The sequence below is a fragment of the Streptococcus sp. OMI870 genome, assembly GCF_047460295.1.
GTDB lineage: Bacteria > Bacillota > Bacilli > Lactobacillales > Streptococcaceae > Streptococcus.
Genome location: NZ_JASHGM010000001.1, coordinates 601349 through 624720, shown reverse-complemented (window position 1 = coordinate 624720; position 23372 = coordinate 601349). Strand labels below are relative to the sequence as shown.

Genomic DNA, 23372 nt, shown 5'->3' with positions numbered 1-23372 from the left:
AGGAGATTTTATGCATCATTTTTTCACTACAGAATCTACAGCACCACCAGCTATTTCAGCACTTTGGTATAGTGTGATGGTCTTGTTAATTGTGACAGCGATTATGGTGTCACTTCGCTATTATCAGAATGAGCAATTTCGGAAATTGTTTCAATACTTGCAGGGCTTCCAGCTAATTTGCTTGTATCTTTGGTATTTTACCTATCACATTCCTTGGTCCAATAGCCTGCCTTTTTATCACTGTCGCTTGGCTATGTTTGCGGTCTTGTTCTTGCCAGACCGATGGAAGAGTAAGCAGTTCTTTGCCTTGATGGGAGTGAGTGGAGCGATCTTTGCCTTGGGATATCCGGTCTTTGACCCATATAACTTCCCTCATATTACGAGCTTTTCCTTCCTCCTCGGGCATTATTGTCTCTTGATTAATTCCTTGATCTATCTCTTGAGATGCTATGATTCGAGCCTCTTAAAAAATCGAGAGATTGTTCTCTATACCTTTGTCCTAGATTTATTTCTAGTCGGTATCAACCAAATCACTGGAGGGAATTATGGACTCATGGCCCGACCTCCGATTATGAGAGGGGATAAGATCTGGCTCAACTATCTAGTTGTATCCAGCATTTTAGCCCTTGCCTTGTTACTCTTTAATCAGATCTTCAATCGCAGAAGTGAGCGGGTGACAGTGAGAAAATAACAAGTGTAAGGGTTGGGACATTACTGTCTCAATCCTTTTTTTAAAAGGAGAAATGTATGAAGCGATTCTTGCTACTGATCGCCCTCGTTTGGAGTATGTTTTGTACCATAACGATGGTACATGCAGATGATGAAGTTCGCTACAGGATTGAATCCTATGTGGGTCACCTCCACTTGCAGGAAGATAGTCAAGCAACATTTACACAAGAAATTACCTATCAGTTTCAGACAGGCTACAATGGGCAGTATGTAACTTTAGGGAGTGTAGATCCCCTTCCCAAAGGATTCAAAATCCATGAAAACCCTCAGGTGGAAGCCTATGTAGATGGTGAAAAACGAGAGATTCGTGTAGAGGAAACAGACCTGGAAGATGGCCGTCAATTAAAAATATACAATGCACGTATCGTCGGTGGAACGGTCAGGATCAAAGTAAAATGGAAGATTGATCATCTCTTGACTTTCTATAACGATATTGCAGAACTGAATTGGTTTCCTATATCAGATGGAGATGAGAAAGTTGCGAAATTAGATTTTTATGTGGATGGCTTGGATGCTAAGCAGGGAAAACTGTATGCCCATACTGGTTACCTTAATCCACCAGCCCAAGTCGAACGGACTGAAACGGGTTATCATATTTGGGCAAAAGATTTTCCTAAAAATGGTAAGCTTGAACTGCATGCTTATTGGCCCATGACGGATACCTTGCGTCAGTCCCAATCGAGTTATATTCAAAAAGAAAATAGAAAAGATAAATTTCTAAAAAAAGAGAAATCCATTGAACAAAAAACGTTCCTTTATCGGACACTTTTACTCAAGGTTGTTCCAATTGTATCGTTTCTTTTATTTTTCCTCGCTTTCATTCCATGGATTCGATATTTTATCAGTACCAGAACTCGTCGGATTGCAAAAGGAGTACGATTATACGAACCACCACAGAATTTACCACCTTTTGTTCTAGCCAAGGCACTGTATCAACTTGATTTTGAACAGATGGTGATATCTAGAGAGAAAGGATCATTAAAATTCAATCATCTCATCCAAGCAACTATATTGGATCTCATTGATCGAGGAAATCTTCGTTTGACTAGAGATGAAAATGGGGAAACCTTGACTTGTCTCCATTATGAAGGCTTGGCTGATTTTGAATTACAATTTATTGATATGATTTTTGATCAAGAATCTGAAATCAATATCAGTGAGGTATTCTCAAAGTATAAAATTGACAAAGTAGCCCTAAAAAAAGATTTTCAAGCTGCAACATCAGACACACAACGAGACCGTATTCGAAAGGTCGGAAATGACGTTCAATCCCTTTTAAAAAAGGATGCCCAGCAATTGTCAAAAGGTGTAGAAAAGGAAATTGCAAAATTAGGACTACCTTCTTATTTTAGAGATTTATCTGAGAAAGAAGAAGCTTTTTCAAAAACAGGCTGTGCCCTACATTTTTGGCTCTTACTGATCTTATTTGTGAGCATGTGTTTCTTATCTTTTGGATTTGGTTCACACCTATCTTCCTTCTATTTTTGGATCATTTTACTTTTGGTTTTGTTATTTATCCCATTTTATATTGTTGTGAAAATTCGCGAAGAACATCTCCAATCCTTAGAGAACTTGGATGCACAATTCCAATGGATGGCCTTTCGAAATATGATCGAAAGTATTCCAAATTTCAATCAGGCGGAACTGGACAGTGTTGTTCTATGGAATCGTATCCTAGTCTATGCAACTATGTATGGTCAAGCTAAAAAAGTGAGTCAGGTACTCAAAAATCATCAGATTTCCTTGCCATACGAAAACTGGGACACTGTTGTTTGGCTAACGACCTCTTCAAATTCCTTCCTAGACGGCTCTACCTTGATGAGTTATGCAGATGATTCTTATAGCGTTTCAAGCTTCTCTACTAACTCCTCAGATGGCAGTGGCGGCTTTGACGGCGGTGGCTTTTCTGATGGTGGCGGTGGTGGAGGATTTGGTGCCTTCTAATAGCACTTGTTTCTTAATGAAGTCTGGGATGTAGAACAAATACAGTTCTCACTCAGGCTTTTTAATTTGTAAATACACTGATGATTGAAAAAAGGCTCTATTTCCGCTATAATAGGTTAGTTAAGGTAAAAGGAGAGAACCAATGTAGAAGGATCCTACTTACTAAAAAATATGCTTTTAAAAAAATAACTGAGGATGAAAGAATGACAATAACTGACGAAATTAAAAAACGCCGTACCTTTGCCATCATCTCCCACCCGGATGCTGGTAAAACGACGATTACAGAGCAGTTGCTCTACTTTGGGGGAGAGATTCGGGAAGCCGGTACGGTGAAAGGAAAGAAAACAGGAAACTTTGCCAAGTCTGACTGGATGGATATCGAAAAACAACGTGGAATTTCGGTAACCTCATCTGTTATGCAGTTTGACTATGATGGCAAACGCGTCAATATCCTGGATACCCCAGGGCACGAGGACTTCTCTGAAGATACTTATCGGACTTTGATGGCGGTGGACGCTGCCGTCATGGTGGTGGACTCTGCCAAGGGGATTGAGGCCCAAACCAAGAAATTGTTTGAGGTTGTGAAACACCGTGGCATTCCCGTCTTTACCTTTATGAATAAGCTGGACCGTGACGGTCGTGAGCCACTGGACCTCTTACAAGAATTGGAAGAAATCTTGGGAATCGCCAGTTACCCAATGAACTGGCCGATTGGGATGGGGAAAGCCTTTGAGGGACTCTATGACCTTTATAACCAACGTTTGGAACTCTATAAAGGAGACGAGCGTTTTGCTAGTCTAGAAGACGGAGACAAGCTTTTTGCCAACAACCCTTTCTACGAGCAAGTCAAAGACGATATCGAACTCTTGCAAGAGGCTGGAAATGAATTCTCAGAAGAAGCCATCCTTGCAGGTGAATTGACACCAGTTTTCTTCGGATCAGCTTTGACGAACTTTGGAGTACAGACTTTCTTGGAAACCTTCCTCAAGTTTGCTCCGGAACCACATGGTCACAAGAAGACAGATGGAGAACTGGTCGATCCTTATGACAAGGATTTCTCAGGATTTGTCTTTAAGATTCAGGCCAACATGGATCCTCGTCATCGTGACAGGATTGCCTTTGTGCGGATCGTATCTGGTGAATTTGAGCGTGGGATGAGTGTTAATCTCCCTCGAACTGGTAAGGGCGCTAAGCTATCTAACGTGACTCAATTTATGGCCGAAAGCCGTGAAAATGTCAGCAATGCTGTAGCAGGAGACATCATCGGGGTTTACGATACCGGGACTTATCAGGTTGGAGATACTTTGACAGTGGGCAAAAACAAGTTTGAATTTGAACCACTGCCAACCTTTACACCTGAAATCTTCATGAAGGTATCTGCCAAGAATGTCATGAAGCAAAAGTCCTTCCATAAGGGAATCGAGCAATTGGTGCAAGAAGGGGCCATCCAGCTCTATACCAACTACCAAACAGGTGAATACATGTTGGGTGCCGTTGGTCAATTGCAGTTTGAAGTCTTTAAGCACCGGATGGAAAATGAGTACAATGCCGAAGTGGTGATGAGCCCAATGGGCAAAAAGACGGTTCGCTGGATCAAACCAGAAGACTTAGATGAGCGCATGTCTTCAAGCCGAAATATCTTGGCGAAGGACCGCTTTGACCAACCTGTCTTCCTCTTTGAAAACGACTTTGCCCTCCGCTGGTTTGCGGATAAGTATCCAGATGTTGAGCTGGAAGAAAAGATGGGGTAAGGAACGATTCAAAAACGATCCATAACAATAGAATAAGAAAACGAAAATCTATCCGTTTTCGCTTTTAAAGGAGAAATAATGGGATTATTAAGTGGTTTGATGGGCAATGCCTCTCAAAAGAATGTTGATAAAGTAGAAAGAGATCTGGAAGATATCTTGGTGCCGGGAGAGCAAGTGACGCTTGCTTTTAGCTTGATTCGTGATTTAATCGTCTTTACTGAGTTTCGTTTGATCTTGGTAGATAAACAAGGAGTAACAGGGAAGAAAACTTCCTACAAATCCCTTCCTTATCGCTCTATCTCTCGATTTTCAGTTGAAACTTCCGGTCATTTTGATTTGGATGCCGAATTAAAAATCTGGGTATCTTCAGCAGTGGAACCTTCAGAAGTTTTACAATTTAAGAGTGACAACAGTGTTATTGAAATTCAGCAAGCATTAGCCAGTGCGGTCTTTAAATAAAAAAATCAATTTGATAGAGAACAGTTGAGAAAGGAGACGGAATGTTTATCGATAAACAATTGGGTCAAGATCGGAAATGGATCAATATCGACTCGGATATGATTGCTGAAAACTCATATCTTTATAAAAAATACGAGATTGACAAAGAAACCATTGAGTACGCGATGGATAAGAACGAACGTGCCCATATGGATTACAATCGAGAAAACGGTACGATCACCTTTATCTACAATGTATTGGATTTAGAAAAGGACAAGGAATACTACGAAACCATTCCTATGACCTTTATCGTTCAAGATACGCGACTCGTGACCATCAGTAACCAGGTCAATGCCTATATCATTGAACAAATGGTTCGCTATTTGGAAAGCCATGAGGAGCTGTCGATCTATAAGTTGCTTTTTGCAGGTCTTGAAATGATCAGTAATGCTTATTATCCGATTATTGATCGCTTAGATAAGCATAAAGATGAACTCAATCGTTTGCTTCGAAAGACAACGACGACCAAGAATCTTTATGCCCTCTCTGACCTTGAGACCGGTATGGTGTATCTGGTCGCGGCAGCAAAGCAAAATCGGATGTTGCTAGAACATATCAAAGCGCATGCCATTTATCGCAGGATGAATGATGTTGAAAAAGAGCAGTTTGATGATGCCATGATCGAAGCGCGTCAGTTGGTTTCAATGACCGAGTTGATTTCGAATGTCTTGCAGCAGTTGTCTGGATCATACAACAATATCCTAAACAACAACTTGAATGACAACTTGACAACCCTAACCATCTTTGAAGCCTTGTTGGCTGTTTTAGCCGTTATCACCGGTTTCTTTGGAATGAATATCCCTCTTCCTATGACAGAGGATCCTAATGCTTGGATTTATGTATCCGTATGTAGCTTTATATTATGGCTCCTTTTGGCAAAGGTCATGCGGTGGATTGTGAAAAAAAGATAAAAAAAGAGGCTTGGAGAAATCCGAGCCTCTTCGTATCTAGAATAATCTGAGAAATAGGAACCATCTAGACACCTGCCCTCCTCTCCAAAGAAGGGGCAGTGTGAATAGTTCATCGACTGTACAAAATCTTCTTGGAAATAGTAGGAGTAGATTTAATAGTACTGAGTGGTTCTAAATAAATCAGAACTTAGAATAAATCGTTGAATCAGATAAAATGATCCTATTTCTTTATACAGAAATATTTTAGATACTAACTGTATTATACATATTTATTTGTAAAAACGCAAGAACTACCAAAAAAAGTTTTTCCGAAGTTTTTATACTCCTATTTAAAGGGATTCTTGAACGATGTCAGAAGAAAGTCAGCTAAATCTAGGGGAAACTGCCCTCTTGATTATTTTCAAGTTTTTAAAAATTTTTCCTAAAAAATAAAATTATTCTCCTTTGACTATCATTTGGTCGTCCATTGTGTTATACTAGATAAGTTGCAAACTTGTATGAGAGAAATGCTGGTGAGATGGAACAATTAGAAAAGGAATGTTGGTCAATCTACCACAAGGAGGATCTTGGTGTCTTTTCGTTTGGAAAACGACTTTAATCAACCAAATCCGCTAGTGCGAAAACATTTTTCGCCGAAGGGAATTCCATAAAAAACGATTGGGTTTTCCTTTAGATGAGTCTTGCGACAGGTAACCGGGAAGGAGACTTCCTATGCAATCAGTGCGTTTTCGCATTGAAAAGAAGTGTGATAAAGTGGCTTCGCACCACTTTTTAGAAAGAAGAAAGAATTGAAATTCAATGAATTTAACTTATCTGCTGAATTATTAGCAGAAATTGAAAAAGCTGGCTTTGTAGAAGCGAGCCCGATCCAGGAACAAACCATTCCGTTGGCTCTTGAAGGAAAAGATGTTATCGGTCAGGCGCAAACAGGGACTGGTAAAACAGCCGCTTTCGGTCTTCCAACGTTGGAGAAGATCGATGTCGATAACACAGTGATTCAAGCACTTGTCATTGCCCCAACGCGTGAATTGGCGGTTCAAAGTCAGGAAGAACTCTTCCGCTTTGGACGCAGTAAGGGTGTCAAAGTTCGCTCTGTCTATGGTGGATCGAGCATCGAAAAACAAATCAAGGCTTTGAAGTCAGGCGCTCACATCGTTGTGGGAACACCTGGCCGTTTGCTTGATTTGATCAAGCGCAAGGCCTTGAAACTCGATCATATTGAAACCTTGATCCTGGATGAAGCAGATGAAATGCTCAATATGGGCTTCTTGGAGGATATCGAAGCCATCATTAGCCGTGTTCCAGAAACACGCCAGACCTTGCTCTTTTCAGCAACGATGCCAGAAGCCATCAAACGCATCGGTGTTCAGTTTATGAAAGAGCCAGAACACGTTAAGATTGCGGCCAAAGAATTGACAACCGATTTGGTCGATCAATACTATATTCGTGTCAAAGAAGGCGAAAAATTTGATACTATGACCCGATTGATGGATGTTGAGCAGCCTGAACTTGCCATTGTCTTTGGTCGGACTAAACGTCGGGTCGATGAATTGACTCGTGGCTTGAAGATCCGTGGTTTCCGAGCAGAAGGGATTCACGGAGATTTGGATCAAAACAAACGTCTTCGTGTCCTTCGTGACTTTAAAAATGGGAACTTGGACGTTTTGGTGGCAACGGACGTTGCGGCACGTGGGTTGGACATTTCAGGTGTGACCCATGTCTACAACTACGATATTCCACAAGATCCAGAAAGCTATGTTCACCGGATCGGACGGACAGGTCGTGCTGGGAAAACAGGGCAATCTATTACCTTTGTATCGCCAAATGAAATGGGTTACCTGCAAATCATTGAGAACTTGACTAAAAAGCGGATGAAGGGAATGAAACCTGCAACAGCAGCAGAAGCCTTCCAAGCGAAAAAACAAGTGGCCTTGAAGAAAATTGAGAAAGACTTTGAGGATGAAACCATCCGGACCAACTTTGAGAAATTTGGCAAAGACGCTCGTAAATTAGCAGCAGAATTTACTCCTGAAGAATTGGCTATGTACATTTTGAGCTTGACTGTTCAAGATCCAGACAGTCTTCCAGAAGTCGAAATTGCGCGTGAAAAACCATTACCATTTAAACCATCTGGTGGTGGCTTTGGTGGTAAGTCCAAAGGTGGTCGTGGAAATAGCCGTCGTGGAGACCAACGCCGAGATCGGAATCGCAGAGATGACCGTGAAGGTGGTCGCCGTGATTTCAAACGCAAGTCCAATAAAAACAGCCGAGACTTCGAAGGTAAAGGCAACAAACGTCCTCATCGTACATCCAACGAAAAGAAAAATGGCTTTGTCATCCGCAATAAAGGGGATAAATAAATTCTAAAGACGGTCTAGCAATAGGCCGTCTTTTTAATGAAAATCAAAAATACAAGGGTTAACTAGCTGTTAACCCTTGTATATTTATAAGGAGACCTAAATGATATCTGACTCTTTTAGAAAAAATGTATCATGATAAGGAGCATCCTAAAAAAGTCAGAAAACAGAAAGAACGGATTCCTAAAACGGAATGTTTCTGTTAACATATTAAGTCTACAATTATTTCTAAGTTTTGTCAAGGTTTTTTTCTTATTTTTTTAAAAATTTTTAACTATAAAGATAAAAATTGACAATCTTAGCTAAAAGGTTATAATGAATATAATAACTATATTAATTACAAAGAGGTGTCATGCATGGTGATTGCATTAAAAAATAATGATCTAGAAGTGCACTTTAAGACCTTTGGAGGAGAATTGAGTTCTATCCGAAGCAAGGAAGGTATTGAATATCTCTGGCAAGGGGATCCAGAGTATTGGTCAGGACAAGCACCCGTTCTGTTTCCGATTTGTGGAAGTGTCCGTAATGGCCAAGTACAGTATCATCTAAAAGATGGTGTGAAGACAGGTCAGCTTCCAAGACACGGTCTCATTCGCAAGAGAGAGTTTGAACTCAAAGAACAAACAGATAATCGTCTTGTCTTTGAAATCACATCAAATGACGAGAGCTTGCAAAATTACCCCTACCATTTTCGAGTGGAAATCGCTTATGAATTGAAAGGGAAAGAGATCACCATCACCTATCGCGTGCAAAATCTAGAGTTAGATCAAGTCATGCCTTATTTCATTGGAGGGCATCCAGCCTTTCATTGCCCCCTTTTAGCAGATGAAGTCTATGAAGACTACGAGTTGATTTTTGAAAAAGAAGAAACTTGTAGCGTCCCTCTCTTGTTTACAGAAACCGGTTTGGTCGATCGCCTGCAGCGGACGCCATTTTTCGATCATAAGCGTAGCCTACCTTTGCGCCATGAACTGTTTGAAAAAGACGCCATTATTTTAGATCAATTAGCCTCTAAATTTGTGAAGCTTATCTCGAAAAAATCTGGTAAAGGTTTAAAATTTGACTTTGCAGATTTTGAGAATCTAGTCCTTTGGTCTACCAATAACAAGGGTCCTTTCATTGCCTTAGAGCCTTGGACGGGTATTTCTACATCTGCAGAAGAGGACGATTTCTTCGAAGACAAAAAAGGTGTGATCCAGTTGGCTCCTCAAGAGACACGGAGTCACCAATACCGCATCACCATTTTGTAAATGAAAAACCGTTGGACTATGGAGTCCGACGGTTCTTTTTGATATAGTTTAGTTTTGCTTGGCGGGATTTCTTTTTAAAGAGAGCTTCGGCAGACATCGCAGAGGGTTTATCTGGATAGGATTCTTTGTAAAGAAGTTTAACGGGAAGGCGAGCCCGTGTGTATTTGGCTCCTTTTCCAGCATTGTGAGTCTTCAGGCGTTTTTCGACATCAGTGGTATAGCCAGTGTAGAGAGAGCCATCCGCACACTCTAAAACATACATGTAAGCCTTAGTTTCCATAGTAGATCTCATGAATCTCGTCTGTATAGCTGCCATCTTCATTGTGAATAAAGAGAGGAGGTAGAATTTTTAAACCATCCAGTGAGCCATCCTTGATCGCCTCAATCAATAACATATTCGCCTCTTTGGTCACTTTTGGATAGACAAACTGGATCCGCTTAGGTGCAAGATTGTAGCGCTTCATGGTTTCGATGATATCTAAAAAGCGATCTGGACGATGGACCATCGCTAAGCGACCATTTGATTTGAGAACCCGCTGGGCCACATGGCAAATCTCATCTAAATTGGTGGTAATTTCATGCCGGGCTAAGAGGTAGTGTTCACTCTCATTGAGATTGGAATGCTCATCCACCTTGAAATAAGGAGGATTGCAGAGGATAATATCCACCTTACTCCCCTTGATATGTTGGGGGAGATGCTTGAGGTCATCGGTGATCATGGACATTTGCTGATTCAAGCCATTGAGGGCAATCGAGCGGGTAGCCATATCCGCCAAACGTTCCTGAATTTCGACACCAATAATCTGAGCTTCTGTCCGAGTGCTCGCAAAGAGTCCCACAGCCCCATTTCCCGCGCAGAGATCTACGATCAATCCTCGCTTGGGTAATTTTGGAAAACGCGATAGCAGGACGCTATCCACGGAGTAACTAAAAACTTCCCGATTTTGTATGATTTTTACATCACTTGAAAAGAGTTGGTTGACGCGCTCGCCGTCTTTTAATTCGATATCTGTCATGGCTCTATTATAGCATGAAAAGAGGCTTGGGAAAAGGTGGGCAGAACAGAAAAAGAGAGTGGGACAGAAATCGTTAATTCGTTAGAATTCGATTTCGTCGTCCCACCTCCGCACAGTTGAGTAGGGCTGTAAAAGCTGATGAAATCAGCTTTTACAGCCCACTCAACCACTGCGTCTTTCTCGACAATCCAAAGACAATTGAGAGGCTAGGACTTTTGTCCCAGCCTCTTTTTTAGTCAAATTCATATTTTTGTAGAATCGTGCTGAGGATAAAGACTCCTGTAAAGACAGCCATCAAGGCCAGATATACTGGGAAAGTAGTGGCTGTAAGGAGTGAAATCTCGATCAAGTTTTTCAATACGACCGCAGATGTATAAAATCCTACAACAGAAAAGAGAATGAGAAGGGCGCGCCAGATATTTAGTGGTAGACAGGCCCGGATAACGGATAGGAAACCGATGGATCCAAGTAAGTAATAGGATACAGTAGACATATCGGCTGCTGACCAACCATGGCTTGCTCCCCAAAGGCGAATGAACAAGACGCTAAAGACGACCATCAAGGCGCTTGGTAAGGCTAACAGAAGAGAACGTCTTAAGAAGTGTTTTTCAACCGGTTTGATATTGCGTTCAAAAGTCAACACAAATGGTGGAAATCCTTCGACGAATTGGTCAATCAAGGTGATTTGAATAGGGATGAATGGAAAAATCAGCAAATAATTGACGTTGAAGAAAAGGGCACTAGCGATACAGATAATAGCCAAGAGGAAGGAATAGATCGTTTTGATGAAGAAAATCGGAGCGATTCGTCCAATGTTATTGACCACACGACGACCTTCGAATAGAATTTCTGGAACATCATTAAAGTCAGAGTTCAAAAGAACAATATTTGCAATTTGACGGGTTGCAGGATCTCCTTCAGCCATTACGATGGAGCAGTCTGCTTCGCGAAGAGCAAGGATATCATTGACCCCATCTCCTGTCATAGCAGTTGTCCGACCAGCAGCTTTCAAGGTTTGGATAAGTAGTTTTTTCTGGTGAGGAGACACGCGTCCAAAGATAGCTGTTTCTTCTGCTTGATCCACTAATTGATCATCAGAAATTTTTGAACAATCGATGAAGTTCTCATAATTTTTGAAGCCAGCTTGTTGAGCGATATAAGAGACCGTCACAGGGTTGTCACCAGAGATGATTTTGAGATCCACTCCTTGAGAGCGCAAATACTCAAGAGTATCTGAAGCCCCTTCACGAATGGGGTCTGTAATCTCAATAACCGCAATCCCTTCAAGATTTTCAGGCAATTTCAATTCCTGCATGCTGATCAGTTCTGAACTGTGGGCCAAGACGAGCACGCGCGATCCACGAGCTTGTGCTTCGACGACAGCAGCGGGATTTTCTTTAAGGAGCATTTCAGGAGCACCGAGAAAGACGGTTCCAAGGTTGGATAGGTGCATGGCTCCCCATTTCCGATCACTTGAGAAAGGAATAATGTTTTCCGCAGTATAAGCATGCTCCAACTCCCCATAAGCCTTGCGAATAGCTTGAGCAGTAGGATTGGTGTCCTCGCTATATTGCATGTAAGCAGAGAGGATGACCTGGATCGTCTGTTCAGAAAAATGATCCGATAAGCTATGGAGAGCTTCGACTGTCATCTTCCCTTGAGTGATGGTCCCGGTCTTATCTAGACACAAGGTATCCACACGCGCCAGGGTTTCTACTGAGTACATTTCTTGGACAAGAACCTTGCGCATGCCGAGCTTAATAACCGCTGTCAAAAGAGACGTAACTGTCAGTAAGGCAATTCCTTTTGGCAACATTCCCAAGAGAGCTGTGGAAGAATTCACGACAGAATCCTTGATTGGTAGCATCTTGATCAACAGTGCTTCAAAGAAGAGGGCAAGGCCAAATGGAATGATAATTTTACCAGTGAAGCTTGAAATTTTCGCTAAGTTATAAAGAATACGCGAATTGATAGGCTTCAGGGTTTTAGCTTCCATCATCAGTTTGTTAGCATAGTTGTTTGCTCCAACTCGCTTGACACGGGCATAGACTTGACCACTGGCAATATAACTACCAGAAAGCAGTTCATCACCAACTTCTTTTAAGACCAGGTCACTCTCACCAGTCAGCATAGCCTCATTGGCTTCTGCAATACCAGACATGACTTCGGCATCACTAGGGATCTGCTCACCCGAAGATAAGAGCATTAAATCACCTAGAACAAGCTTTTCTGGTGGAATCGCATCTTTTTCCCCGTCACGAATGACAGTCACTAGCTCACGACTCATGAGGTTGAGCTTATCAATCATCCGCTTGGCGCGCATCTCGGTCATGATCCCTGTAATGGCATTGAAGCAAATGACTGCAAAAAAGATCATATTGCTCCAGGCCTGTACAGCAGCCAAGGCCACAGCAATCACAAAGTTTAAGGTATTAAACAAGGTGAAGACGTTGCGCTTGATAATTTGCCAGGTACTGGTACTGGTATTCGTTGTAAAATCATTGGTTTGTCCGCGATCCATTTTCTTGCGGACTTCACTGAGGGACAAGCCCTTTAAATCAATAGTTTCCATAGACAATATGATATCATTTTTTTGAGAAAAAGACTATCTAGAATCGGTCCGCTGAGACAATTTTTATCTAAAAAAGGTTTGCGGTCAAAATCAGGATACGGTATAATAAGAAAGAACCTTTTACAGGATGGAATATCTTGTAGAGAGACGAATGAAATGGATTTGAGGAACAACTATGTTTTATACCTATTTACGTGGCCTTGTTGCCTTTATTCTTTGGGTTTTAAATGGGAATGCCCATTACCATCATAAGGACAATATTCCAGATCGGGAAGAGAACTACATCTTGGTATCCCCTCACCGGACTTGGTGGGATCCGGTCTATATGGCCTTTGCAACCAAGCCAAAGCAGTTTATCTTTATGGCAAAAAAAGAGCTCTTCACCAATCGTATTTTTGGCTGGTGGATTCGCATGTGTGGGGCATTTCCGATCGACCGTGAAAATCCGGGAGCAGAAGCCATTAAGTATCCTGTCAATATGCTGAAAAAGAGCAACCGTTCTTTGATTATGTTCCCAAGTGGAAGCCGTCATTCTCAAGACGTCAAAGGCGGTGTTGCCATCATTGCTAAAATGGCGAAGGTCCGTATCATGCCAGTGACTTATACTGGTCCAAGAGACTTGAAAGGGTTGGCGACAGGTGAACGCATTGATATGAACTTTGGACATCCCATTGATATTTCGGATATTAAAAAGATGAATGACGAAGGAGTGGCAGAAGTTGCCCGCCGTATCCAAGAGGAGTTTGACCGCTTGGATGCGGAAGCACAAGCGATCAACACCCCAACAAAACCTTTTATCTTGATTCGTTTGTTAAAAATCCTTTTGATTCCTCTTGTCTTAGTCGTGGGCATCTTGACCTTGCTCTTTAGTTACCTAGCAAGCTTTGTATGGGATCCAGACAAACATCGGAAAAATAAGTAAAAAAGCTGAGAGTTTTTCTCAGTTTTTTTACTTATTTTTACGAATAATAAAAGTGAGAGGAGGTTTCTTATGGAGGATATCATCGAAAAAATCAAAGAATATAAGCTCTTTTTAGCTCTTACTGCTATCGGACTCTTACTTGGAGGGTATTTTCTTTTTCATCGACCTCAGTCAAGTGCATCCACCATACCAGATCTTTATCGGTCTTCTAGTTCAACTTCGAGCAAAGAAAAGGTGCAGACCGCTAGTTCCAAAGAAGAAAAGACGGCGACTTCTGTGTCTGATGCACCTGAGATCATTACGGTCGATGTCAAAGGAGCCGTCAAACAACCAGGTGTCTATGAGTTGCGCTCCAATAGCAGAGTCCACGATGCCATTTATAAGGCAGGCGGGATGACAGCAGATGCCAATAGCCAATCGGTCAACTTGGCACAAAAACTCACCGATGAAGCAGTGATCTATGTTGCTAAAGAAGGAGAGGATGTTCCAGCGCTTGGAAGTTCAGAAAGTTCTGCAACTTCGTCAGCGCCAGCAGAAAAAACAGGCAAGGTCCATCTAAATCGAGCGACTGAATCAGAGCTCCAGACCGTATCAGGCATTGGCCAGAAACGTGCCCAGGACATTATCGCCTATCGCGAGGCAAATGGTCCTTTTCGATCAGTGGATGATCTGAAGAATGTTTCAGGAATCGGAGAGAAAACACTGGAGAAACTAAGAGATGCTTTCACGGTGGATTAAAGACCTTCCTTTTTCTCTTGTCCATCTCGCCCTTTTGCTCCTATGGCTGTATTTTAGTATCTATCAACCATCTTGGCTTTCGATCAGCGGTCTAGTAGTAGTGGGAGTTTTAGCGCTTCATCACTATAAAGGGGATCGCTCAAGTTTGCTAGGGCTTGCTTTAGCAACCCTTTGTTTTGCGGCCTTCTTTGTCTTTCAGCGACTACAGGATCATCCAGTACAAGCAGAAAGTCAGCCCCCATCCCACTTACGACTGATTCCAGATACCATCAAGATCAATGGGGACGCCCTGTCTTTTCGTGCTAAAAATCAGGGAAAGACCTACCAAGTCTTCTACACTATAAAATCAGAAAAAGAAAAACAGCAGTGGCAAAGTCAAACCCACTTGCTGGAGTTGACATATAAAGGTGTTATAGAAGAACCAGAAGGGCAGCGAAATTTTAGAGGATTTGACTACCGGTCTTATTTGCAAACACAGGGGATTCACTATCAAATAAAAATTGAAGCGATCCAATCCGCGCTTCCTATACAGACTTGGAATGTTTTCGATAGCCTATCTCAATGGAGGCGCCAAGCCATTGTTTGGAGTAAAGAGCACTTTCCGCAGCCAATGAACCAGTATATGACCGGCCTTCTTTTTGGCTATTTAGATACGGATTTTGAAGAGATGGACCAGCTTTACACGAGTTTAGGAATCATCCATTTATTCGCCTTATCTGGGATGCAGGTCGGCTTTTTCATCAATGGGATCCGGAAAGCTCTCTTACGTCTAGGAATCTTGCAAGAAACAGTCGATATCTGGATGGTTCCAATCTCTTTGGTCTATGCTGGGTTGACCGGTTTTTCAGTTTCAGTGGTTCGCAGTCTCTTGCAGAAGATCCTCTCTCAAAAGGGGATCCGAGGGATGGAGAATATGGCGATGACCTTGATGCTCTTAATGCTACTTGTGCCCAAGTTTCTCCTGACAGCCGGAGGAGTTTTGAGTTGTGCCTACGCCTTTATTTTGACCTTGGTAGATACCAGTTCTTATTCAGGACTTAAAAAGCTACTAGTGGAAAGTTTCTGGATTAGCCTGGGGATTTTGCCCCTTTTGACCTATTACTTTAGCGTCTTTCAACCCTGGTCACTCCCTTTAACCTTCCTCTTTTCTTTCTTATTTGACCTTGTCCTTCTTCCAGGTTTAACGGTGCTATTTATCTTATCGATTCTAAAGCCCCTTACAATTTTTAACAGTTTCTTTCTTCTCATAGAGGAGTGTATTCGTTGGATTTCAAAGCTTACGTCTTTACCTCTGGTATTTGGTCAGCCGACGGGACCAGCTCTGATTGCTCTATTCCTTCTTTTAGGGATCTTGTATGATCTTCGAAAGAAAAAGAACTTTCGTTTTCTGTTAATCGGTATGATTCTACTCATCTTTTGTTGGACCAAGCACCCTTTAGAAAATGAGATTACCATGGTGGATATCGGTCAAGGAGATAGTATCTTTTTACGCGATTGGAAAGGAAGAACCATATTGATTGATGTCGGAGGACGCGTCACTTTTAAAAGTGGAGAAAAGTGGCAAGAGCGCAGTCAGTCTGCTAATGCGGATCAAACCCTGATTCCTTATCTCAAGAGTCGAGGTGTTGGAAAACTCGATGCGCTGGTCTTGACTCATACAGACCAGGATCATATGGGCGATATGGTGGAGGTTGCCAAACAAATCCCGGTTAAAAAAGTGTATGTCAGTCCAGGCAGTCTCACCAATTCTCAATTTCGAGAGAAATTGAAACTGCTTCATAGTCCGATTAAAGTAGTCCAGAGAGGGGATCAACTTCCTATTTTTGATGATCATTTAGAAGTCTTATCCCCTGATGAAGTGGGGGATGGTAAAAACGATGATTCGATTGTCCTCTATGGACAGTTCTATCAGAAACGATTTTTGTTCACAGGTGATCTAGAAGAAGCCGGAGAGAAAAAACTATTGAAAAACGATCCACAATTACAAGTGGATATCTTGAAAGTAGGCCACCACGGATCTAAAGGTTCCTCTAGTGATGTGTTTTTAGATCAGTTACATCCTCAGTTGGCCTTGATCTCTGTTGGAAAGAAAAATCGCTACCAACATCCCCATAAAGAATTGCTCGATCGTCTAGAGGAACGCTCTATTTCTTATCTTCGTACCGATGAAAGGGGAGCAATTCGCTTGATTGGGTGGGACCATTGGAGGGTAGAAACGGTCCGCTAGAGACGAGGAGAGGTTTGCTTTCTATGCTGAAAATTGCTATTATAGAAAGTGAAATCAATGTAAAGGTAGAATCGTATGAACGCATTTAAGCAATTTTGGATACAGTATGCAGATTTTTCAAGTAAGACCAGTCGGTCCCATTTTTGGCTAGCTTTTTTCTGGAATTCCCTGATTTCGTTGCCTCTTTGGGTCTTTTACATCGTGGCCTCTTTATCCCATCAAAATGCTCAAGAAACGCTCAATTTTTCAACTGTTCATTCTAAGACAGGTTTATGGGCGCTCGCTTTCTTAGCATTCTTTTACTTCCTCATTTTGGTACCCAGTCAAGCCATTTGTGTGCGTCGCTTGCGGGATGCGGGAATCCATTGGTCTTGGATCTTTTTGAACCTTGGTCCGGTTCTGCTCTATTTGTTGACGGGTCTAGATATTTTCCTATTTCTTTGGGTAATTACAGTTATTTCTCTCTTGATTCTCATGATGCTTCCAGGGAAAAACACCTTCCCACAACCAGTAGAAACTCCTATGGGAGTGGCTTCTGAACCACAGGTCACAGCGACAGGGGGGAGCTTTGGCGGCAACTCGTTTGAGCAAATTCCTAATTTTGTAGCAGCACCTGATTTGTCTGATGAAAAACCACCATTGGAACAAAAAATGGCTGCTGAACACGAAATCCACTAAACTGATAAAGATAAGAGAGTTTCATGCAAGCAATTATTGACACTAAACATCTGACGGTTCAAACTCTGCCTCCTATTCTTGTTTTGACGGGTGAGGATGTAGGTCAATTTGAATGGTTAAAAAAAGACATTTTAAAAAAAATAGGCTATGATCCCTCAGATTTGAATTATTCTTATTTTGATATGAAGGAAGCCTCCTATGCTGAGGTCGAGCTGGATTTGGTCAGTCTTCCCTTTTTTGCAGATGAAAAAATCGTGATTTTGGATCACTTATTGGATTTGACCACTGCCAAAAAACGCAATTTAACCGATGAAGATCTGAAGCAATTTGAAAATTATCTGGAAAATCCTTCTGAATCGACCCGTTTGGTGATATTTGCAGAAGGAAAATTAGATAGTAAGCGCCGCTTGGTCAAACTCCTAAAACGGGATGCCCAAATCATTGAAGCGACCACTCCTAAAGAGCAAGATTTAAAGCGTTATTTTTCTGGTCAGGCGCAAGAATTGGGCTTACACTTTGTGGGCGATTCCTTGGACCAGCTGCTCTTAAAATCTGGCTATGATTTTGGAGAGTTACAGAAGAATCTCGCTCTATTGCAGGCTTACAAAGAAGATGGTCAGATTACCCTCCAAGATATCGAGGAGGTTGTTCCAAAGTCCTTGCAAGATAATATTTTTGATCTGACACAGATGATTCTCAAACGCCAAATCGATCAAGCCCGGAATTTGGTTAAGGATCTCCGCTTACAAGGAGAAGATGAGATAAAATTGATCGCTATTCTGTTGGGGCAATTCCGAATGTTTTCTCAAGTAAAAATATTTTCAGAAGAAGGCCAATCCGAAAACCAAATCGTAGCGAGCTTGTCGGAGTTGTCAGGACGCAAGGTCAATCCATATCAGGTGAAGTTTGCCTTACGGGATAGCCGTAAGCTTTCCCTGTCCTTTTTGAAGCAGGCCATGATGACCTTCATCGAGACGGATTATGCAATTAAAAGTGGAACGTATGATAAAGACTACTTATTTGATTTGGCCCTGTTGAAAGTGGCAAATAGCGTCTAAACATGAATGAAATTGCAAGCAGATTAGTTGAATAATTTAGCTGTTTGCGTTATCATCAAATCAGTAATAAAGAAAAGAGGACCATAAAATGGCTATCATTTTACCAGAATTACCATATGCTTATGATGCATTGGAACCTTATATCGATGAAGAAACCATGCATTTGCACCATGATAAACACCATCAAACATATGTAAACAATGTGAATGCAGCTCTTGAAAAACATCCTGAAATTGGAGAAGACCTTGAAAGCTTGTTAGCTAATGTTGAATCCATTCCAGCTGACATTCGCCAAGCTGTGATCAACAATGGTGGTGGTCATTTGAACCACGCTCTTTTCTGGGAATTGATGACTCCAGAACAAACAGCTCCTTCAGCAGAACTTGCTGCAGCTATTGATGCCACATTTGGTTCATTTGAAGACTTCAAAGCAGCCTTCACAGCAGCAGCAACGACACGTTTTGGTTCTGGCTGGGCATGGTTGGTTGTCAACAAAGAAGGTAAACTTGAAGTCACTTCAACAGCAAACCAAGATACACCAATCTCTGAAGGAAAAACACCAATCCTTGGTTTGGATGTTTGGGAACATGCTTACTACGTGAAATACCGTAACGTACGTCCTGACTACATTAAAGCTTTCTTCTCAGTGATCAACTGGAATAAAGTTAATGACTTGTTTGCAGCAGCAAAATAATAAAATAAAGGAATCTATAAGAGCGACAATTGGCTCTTATAGATTTTTTTGTTTGTATCCGGAAAATCGGAGTATAATTTCTTGCGTTTAGACAGGAAAATGATACACTAATAGGAGTGTGTCTTACTTATCAGAAGCCCAGTTTGAAGGGCCTAGGCAAGGAAAAGATGACCGTTAAAATGAAAACTGAAACATTCAGGGAGAAACGAAATGACTAGTATTACCATTACCAAAGGAGCCGTTGAAACGCCTATCTATTTACGGATGTTGAATCGTCATGGCTTGATTGCAGGAGCAACAGGGACAGGGAAAACAGTTACCCTTAAAGTCTTAACGGAAAAATTAAGCAAGGAAGGCATTCCGGTCTTTCTTGCAGATATCAAGGGAGATTTATCTGGCTTAGCAAAAGCAGGTCAATGGACTCCCAAGCTGGAAGAACGCTACAAACTTTTAGGAATTACAGATCCTTTTGAGCCACAAGCTTTCCCTGTTCGATTGTGGGATGTCTTTGGTCAAGCAGGTCACCCAGTTCGTGCGACAGTTGAGGGGATGGGTTCCTTGTTGCTTTCTCGCCTACTTGATTTGAATGAAACCCAGACAGGAATTCTAGCCATTGTCTTTAAATTGGCTCAAGAGAAAAATTGGCCCTTGATTGATTTGAAAGATCTACAGAGCCTGTTAAAGGAAGTCTATGAACACAGCTCGGAATACTCTGCCCAGTACGGCAATATTACCAAACAGTCTGTTGGAGCCATTCAAAGAAGTTTGTTGGTACTGGAAGAAGAAGGAGCAGATCAGTTTTTCGGTGAGCCGGCTCTAGATTTAAGTGACTTCATGCAACTAGATACTTCTGGTCGTGGCTATATCAATATTCTTTCAGCTACTAAGCTCTTTCATTCACCAAAATTGTACTCGACCTTTTTAATTTGGATGTTATCACGCCTCTTTGAAACCCTTCCTGAGGTCGGTGATCCAGAAAAACCTAAATTGGTTTTCTTCTTTGACGAGGCGCATCTCCTCTTTAAGGATGCTAGCAAGCTTTTTCTTGAGAAGGTCGAGCAAGTCGTGCGTTTGATTCGTTCTAAGGGGGTAGGGATTTACTTTATTACTCAAAATCCTCAAGACCTGCCAGAGTCTGTTTTGGCACAACTTGGAAATCGGGTTCAGCATGCTCTTCGGGCCTATACTCCGAAAGAAATGAAGGCCATTAAGGTAGCTGCCCAAAGTTTTCGTCCCAATCCAAACTTTGATACAGAAACGGTGATTACAGAATTAGGGACAGGGGAAGCTTTAGTCTCTTTCTTAAATGAAAAGGGGCAACCGAGTGTTGTGGAACGTTCCTATATTCTCTCTCCTCAATCGAGTTTTGATCTCTTAAATGAAAGTGAGCAGTTGGCCTTGATTACAACGTCGCCTTTCCATCAGAAATATGCAACGCCGATTGATCGAGAATCCGCTTATGAAAAATTAGCAGAGAAAGCAAACAAGGAAGCCCAAGAAGAAGAAAGAAAAGAAGCCGCAAAAGAACAGGCTGCAGCGGAAAAGGCAGCTCAAAAAGGTAGCCCAGGTCGTCCTCGAAAATCGAGTCTTGAAAAAGCAAAGGATTCCTTCCTTAGTTCTTTATTCCGGACTATTGCGCGTGAGATCGCTAAGCTGATTATGGGCTCCTTTAAAAGGAAATAAACCCTATTAGCAGAAGAAAAAATTTTTTAGTAAGAAACCGTTTTCTCCTTCTGATAATTCTTGTTATTTTCAATAGAATCTTTTATAATTAATCTCGTATGAAAAAATATTTTAATCTACGCTCGATCATGATTGCGATCGGTATCCTTCTGTGTATAGGGGGAACCAGTGCACTAGGCTACTTGCATCTTACGCAACCAACAGCATCAGCTATTGAAAAAAAAGCAAAGAAAACAAAAAAACCAGATATAGAAAAGTCAACTCCTCAGACCAAGAAACCGCGTGTCAAATCTCCAGAAGCTAAGCAAGCGGTAGTGGATGCAGATATGGAAACGATGACTGCATTTGGACTGGTTTATGATTATGCCAATAAAGGTTTGGTAGAGGTTGTTCAAGATTTCCTAGCAGAAAGCGGAATTGACCCGTCACAAATCGCCTTCACCTATCGCAATGCCATTACAGGAGAGCAGTTTGCCATGAATGATCTCCAACCGATGACGGCAGGGAGTACCTATAAGTTACCATTAAATATGCTAGTGGTAGATGAGGTTGCAAAAGGCAAGCTTAATTTAACGGATCGGTTTGACATCACCAATACCTACTATGAATATGTAGGGGAACATGACAATTATGTAGCTGCCTTTGATGGTGCCATGTCTATCCCTGATATGCAGCGGTATTCATTGGTTTATTCAGAAAATACCCCAGCTTATGCTTTAGCTGATCGTTTGGGTGGTATGGAGCAAGTACGTAAGTTATTCAGTCGCTATGGTCAATCCCGTTCACCGGAAGTGAAGACTTTTAGTGAAAATAACAAAACAACAACGGACTACTATATTCATGTATTGGAATATCTATGGAACCATCAAGAAAGATATGCAGATTTGCTAGAATTGATTGGGGAGTCTTTCCCAGATGAGTACTATAAGAAGTTCTTACCGGATTTGGTTATTCAGCAAAAACCAGGTTATGTCGCTGAAGCTTTAAATGTGGATGCTATTGTCCATGAGTCGACTCCTTATTTGATTGCCATCTATACTGCAGGTCTCGGAGGAACAACTCCGGAAAGTTCTGAGATCAGTGGTTACGGTCTCTATCAACTAGGTCAATTGGCCTATGTCATCAATGAATGGCATCGTGTCAATATGAATGAATAACATCATTGAGAGAGAGTGGGACAGAAATCGGTCATTCGTTAGAATTCGATTTCGTCGTCCCACCTCCGCACAGTTGAGTAGGGCTGTAAAAGCTGATGAAATCAGTGTAATAGAGCCCACTCAACCACTGCGTCTTGCTCGACAATCCAAAGACAATTGAGAGGCTAGGACTTTTGTCCCAGCCTCTTTTAGTTTATATAAAAAAGAGTAAATTAACTTGGTATTTCTTACTAGTTTTCTGATAACAGTGGGCTTCTTCTACCTATCTATCAAAAAGTATGTTATACTAATATTAGAAATAAGAGGGAGTATAGACATGATTACAAAGGATGATTACCAGTTGCTTCGCTCGCATCCAGCTTTTTCTGCGATACCAGTGGAGCTATTTGATAAATTAGCTGTTGAAATTCATGCCAGGGATATCCCAAAAGGACAAATTCTATTTTTTGCAGGAGATAAGCGAGATCGTATTTTTCTTCTTGAAAAAGGCTTTGCTCGCATTGAGCAATTCGATTCAGCGGATCAATTCTCCTATATGGATTATATAAAGAAGGGGGCCATGTTCCCTTATGGTGGGATGTTCCAGGATGAGCGCTATCACTATACAGCCAGTGCAGTAACAGATTTGCGTTGTTTCGTCATACCTGTTAATCTCTATGAATTGTATGCCCAAGAGAGCAAGGAGCAGTTGCTCTTTATTACGAGAAAGCTCTCCTCTATTTTAAAATTTCAGGAGTTACGGCTGCGCAATGTTGTAACAGCCAGTGCCAGTGAGCGTGTCATTCAATCGTTAGCGATTCTTTGCAAGGATTATGAAGCCCTTGGGAATCAGCTCCCATTTCCAATCAGCATGAAGGAAATGGCCAAGTTGGCTGCAACAACACGAGAAACGGTTAATCAAGTTTTAAAGAAATTAATGGATTCTCAAAAGATACAGTATGAGAGAAAGCAATTAAGATTTATAGACAGCAGCTACTTTTTAAAGAGTTTTGAAGAGATCGACTAATAGTTGATCTTTTTTTAATTTTACAAAAAAATATATATTCATAAAAATAATATTAAGGATAAAATATGCAAAGAAAACGCTTCATATTAACTAAAATATAAGAATCATTCAAAAAAATGCCAAATTTTTTGCTTTTGGAAAGTAGAATCCTTTGTGAAAACGGTACCAACTGGTGATAAAA

The 23372-nt window shown here is 41.4% G+C and carries 19 protein-coding genes; 16 read left to right on the top strand and 3 right to left on the bottom strand.

Features of this window, described 5'->3' with window-relative positions:
- Window positions 1–10 precede the first annotated feature (10 nt).
- From QM968_RS03105 to QM968_RS03075, 7 genes are all read left to right on the top strand, one after another.
- Complete coding sequence (locus QM968_RS03105; protein WP_414382155.1) at window positions 11–691, top strand: TIGR02206 family membrane protein; 681 nt, start codon at window positions 11–13, stop codon at window positions 689–691.
- Between the two features lie 56 nt (window positions 692–747).
- The gene (locus tag QM968_RS03100; RefSeq protein WP_414382153.1) at window positions 748–2673 is read left to right on the top strand and encodes a DUF2207 family protein; all 1926 of its coding nucleotides are present in this window, start codon (window positions 748–750) and stop codon (window positions 2671–2673) included.
- A 203-nt stretch (window positions 2674–2876) separates the two neighbouring features.
- The gene (locus QM968_RS03095) at window positions 2877–4424 is read left to right on the top strand and encodes a peptide chain release factor 3 (protein ID WP_414382150.1); all 1548 of its coding nucleotides are present in this window, start codon (window positions 2877–2879) and stop codon (window positions 4422–4424) included.
- A 78-nt stretch (window positions 4425–4502) separates the two neighbouring features.
- Window positions 4503–4883, top strand: coding sequence for a PH domain-containing protein (locus QM968_RS03090; protein WP_003015210.1), 381 nt, complete (start codon window positions 4503–4505; stop codon window positions 4881–4883).
- Between the two features lie 41 nt (window positions 4884–4924).
- Window positions 4925–5833: a magnesium transporter CorA family protein gene (locus tag QM968_RS03085; protein WP_009732512.1), complete on the top strand. Its 909-nt coding sequence runs from the start codon at window positions 4925–4927 to the stop codon at window positions 5831–5833.
- A 788-nt stretch (window positions 5834–6621) separates the two neighbouring features.
- Window positions 6622–8193 (top strand): DEAD/DEAH box helicase, encoded by a 1572-nt coding sequence (locus tag QM968_RS03080; protein WP_414382148.1) that lies wholly within the window; start codon window positions 6622–6624, stop codon window positions 8191–8193.
- Between the two features lie 353 nt (window positions 8194–8546).
- On the top strand, window positions 8547–9440 hold the full coding sequence (locus QM968_RS03075) for an aldose 1-epimerase family protein (protein WP_414382145.1): 894 nt from the start codon (window positions 8547–8549) through the stop codon (window positions 9438–9440).
- Window positions 9441–9456: 16 nt separating this feature from the next.
- Here QM968_RS03075 and QM968_RS03070 read toward each other — a convergent pair whose 3' ends face one another.
- The 3 genes from QM968_RS03070 to QM968_RS03060 form a co-directional block, all read right to left on the bottom strand.
- Window positions 9457–9720, bottom strand: a complete 264-nt coding sequence (locus tag QM968_RS03070) for a GIY-YIG nuclease family protein (RefSeq protein WP_049472126.1) — start codon at window positions 9718–9720, stop codon at window positions 9457–9459.
- The gene (locus tag QM968_RS03065) at window positions 9710–10456 is read right to left on the bottom strand and encodes a tRNA1(Val) (adenine(37)-N6)-methyltransferase (protein ID WP_021152863.1); all 747 of its coding nucleotides are present in this window, start codon (window positions 10454–10456) and stop codon (window positions 9710–9712) included. The genes QM968_RS03070 and QM968_RS03065 overlap by 11 nt, the downstream gene beginning before the upstream one ends.
- Window positions 10457–10688: 232 nt before the next feature.
- Window positions 10689–13028: a cation-translocating P-type ATPase gene (locus QM968_RS03060; RefSeq protein ID WP_414382143.1), complete on the bottom strand. Its 2340-nt coding sequence runs from the start codon at window positions 13026–13028 to the stop codon at window positions 10689–10691.
- 175 nt (window positions 13029–13203) lie between these two features.
- Between QM968_RS03060 and QM968_RS03055 the strand changes: the two genes are divergently transcribed.
- From QM968_RS03055 to QM968_RS03015, 9 genes are all read left to right on the top strand, one after another.
- Entirely contained in the window at window positions 13204–13950 is a 747-nt protein-coding gene (locus QM968_RS03055; protein WP_003006324.1) for a lysophospholipid acyltransferase family protein, read from the top strand.
- A gap of 69 nt (window positions 13951–14019) precedes the next feature.
- Window positions 14020–14688 (top strand): helix-hairpin-helix domain-containing protein, encoded by a 669-nt coding sequence (locus tag QM968_RS03050; protein ID WP_223344775.1) that lies wholly within the window; start codon window positions 14020–14022, stop codon window positions 14686–14688.
- Window positions 14669–16915, top strand: coding sequence for a DNA internalization-related competence protein ComEC/Rec2 (locus QM968_RS03045; RefSeq protein ID WP_151191472.1), 2247 nt, complete (start codon window positions 14669–14671; stop codon window positions 16913–16915). The genes QM968_RS03050 and QM968_RS03045 overlap by 20 nt, the downstream gene beginning before the upstream one ends.
- A 75-nt stretch (window positions 16916–16990) precedes the next feature.
- Entirely contained in the window at window positions 16991–17593 is a 603-nt protein-coding gene (locus tag QM968_RS03040) for a DUF805 domain-containing protein (RefSeq protein WP_155168919.1), read from the top strand.
- Between the two features lie 23 nt (window positions 17594–17616).
- Window positions 17617–18651, top strand: coding sequence for a DNA polymerase III subunit delta (gene holA / locus QM968_RS03035; RefSeq protein ID WP_414382138.1), 1035 nt, complete (start codon window positions 17617–17619; stop codon window positions 18649–18651).
- Window positions 18652–18739: 88 nt separating this feature from the next.
- Window positions 18740–19345 carry a superoxide dismutase SodA gene (gene sodA, locus QM968_RS03030; RefSeq protein ID WP_061455362.1) on the top strand — a complete coding sequence of 202 codons (606 nt, stop codon included), beginning with the start codon at window positions 18740–18742 and terminating at the stop codon, window positions 19343–19345.
- 210 nt (window positions 19346–19555) lie between these two features.
- Window positions 19556–21028, top strand: a complete 1473-nt coding sequence (locus tag QM968_RS03025; RefSeq protein WP_414382135.1) for a helicase HerA-like domain-containing protein — start codon at window positions 19556–19558, stop codon at window positions 21026–21028.
- Between the two features lie 98 nt (window positions 21029–21126).
- Window positions 21127–22185: a serine hydrolase gene (locus QM968_RS03020; RefSeq protein ID WP_414325191.1), complete on the top strand. Its 1059-nt coding sequence runs from the start codon at window positions 21127–21129 to the stop codon at window positions 22183–22185.
- Window positions 22186–22501: 316 nt separating this feature from the next.
- Complete coding sequence (locus QM968_RS03015; RefSeq protein WP_009732526.1) at window positions 22502–23191, top strand: Crp/Fnr family transcriptional regulator; 690 nt, start codon at window positions 22502–22504, stop codon at window positions 23189–23191.
- Window positions 23192–23372 lie beyond the last annotated feature (181 nt).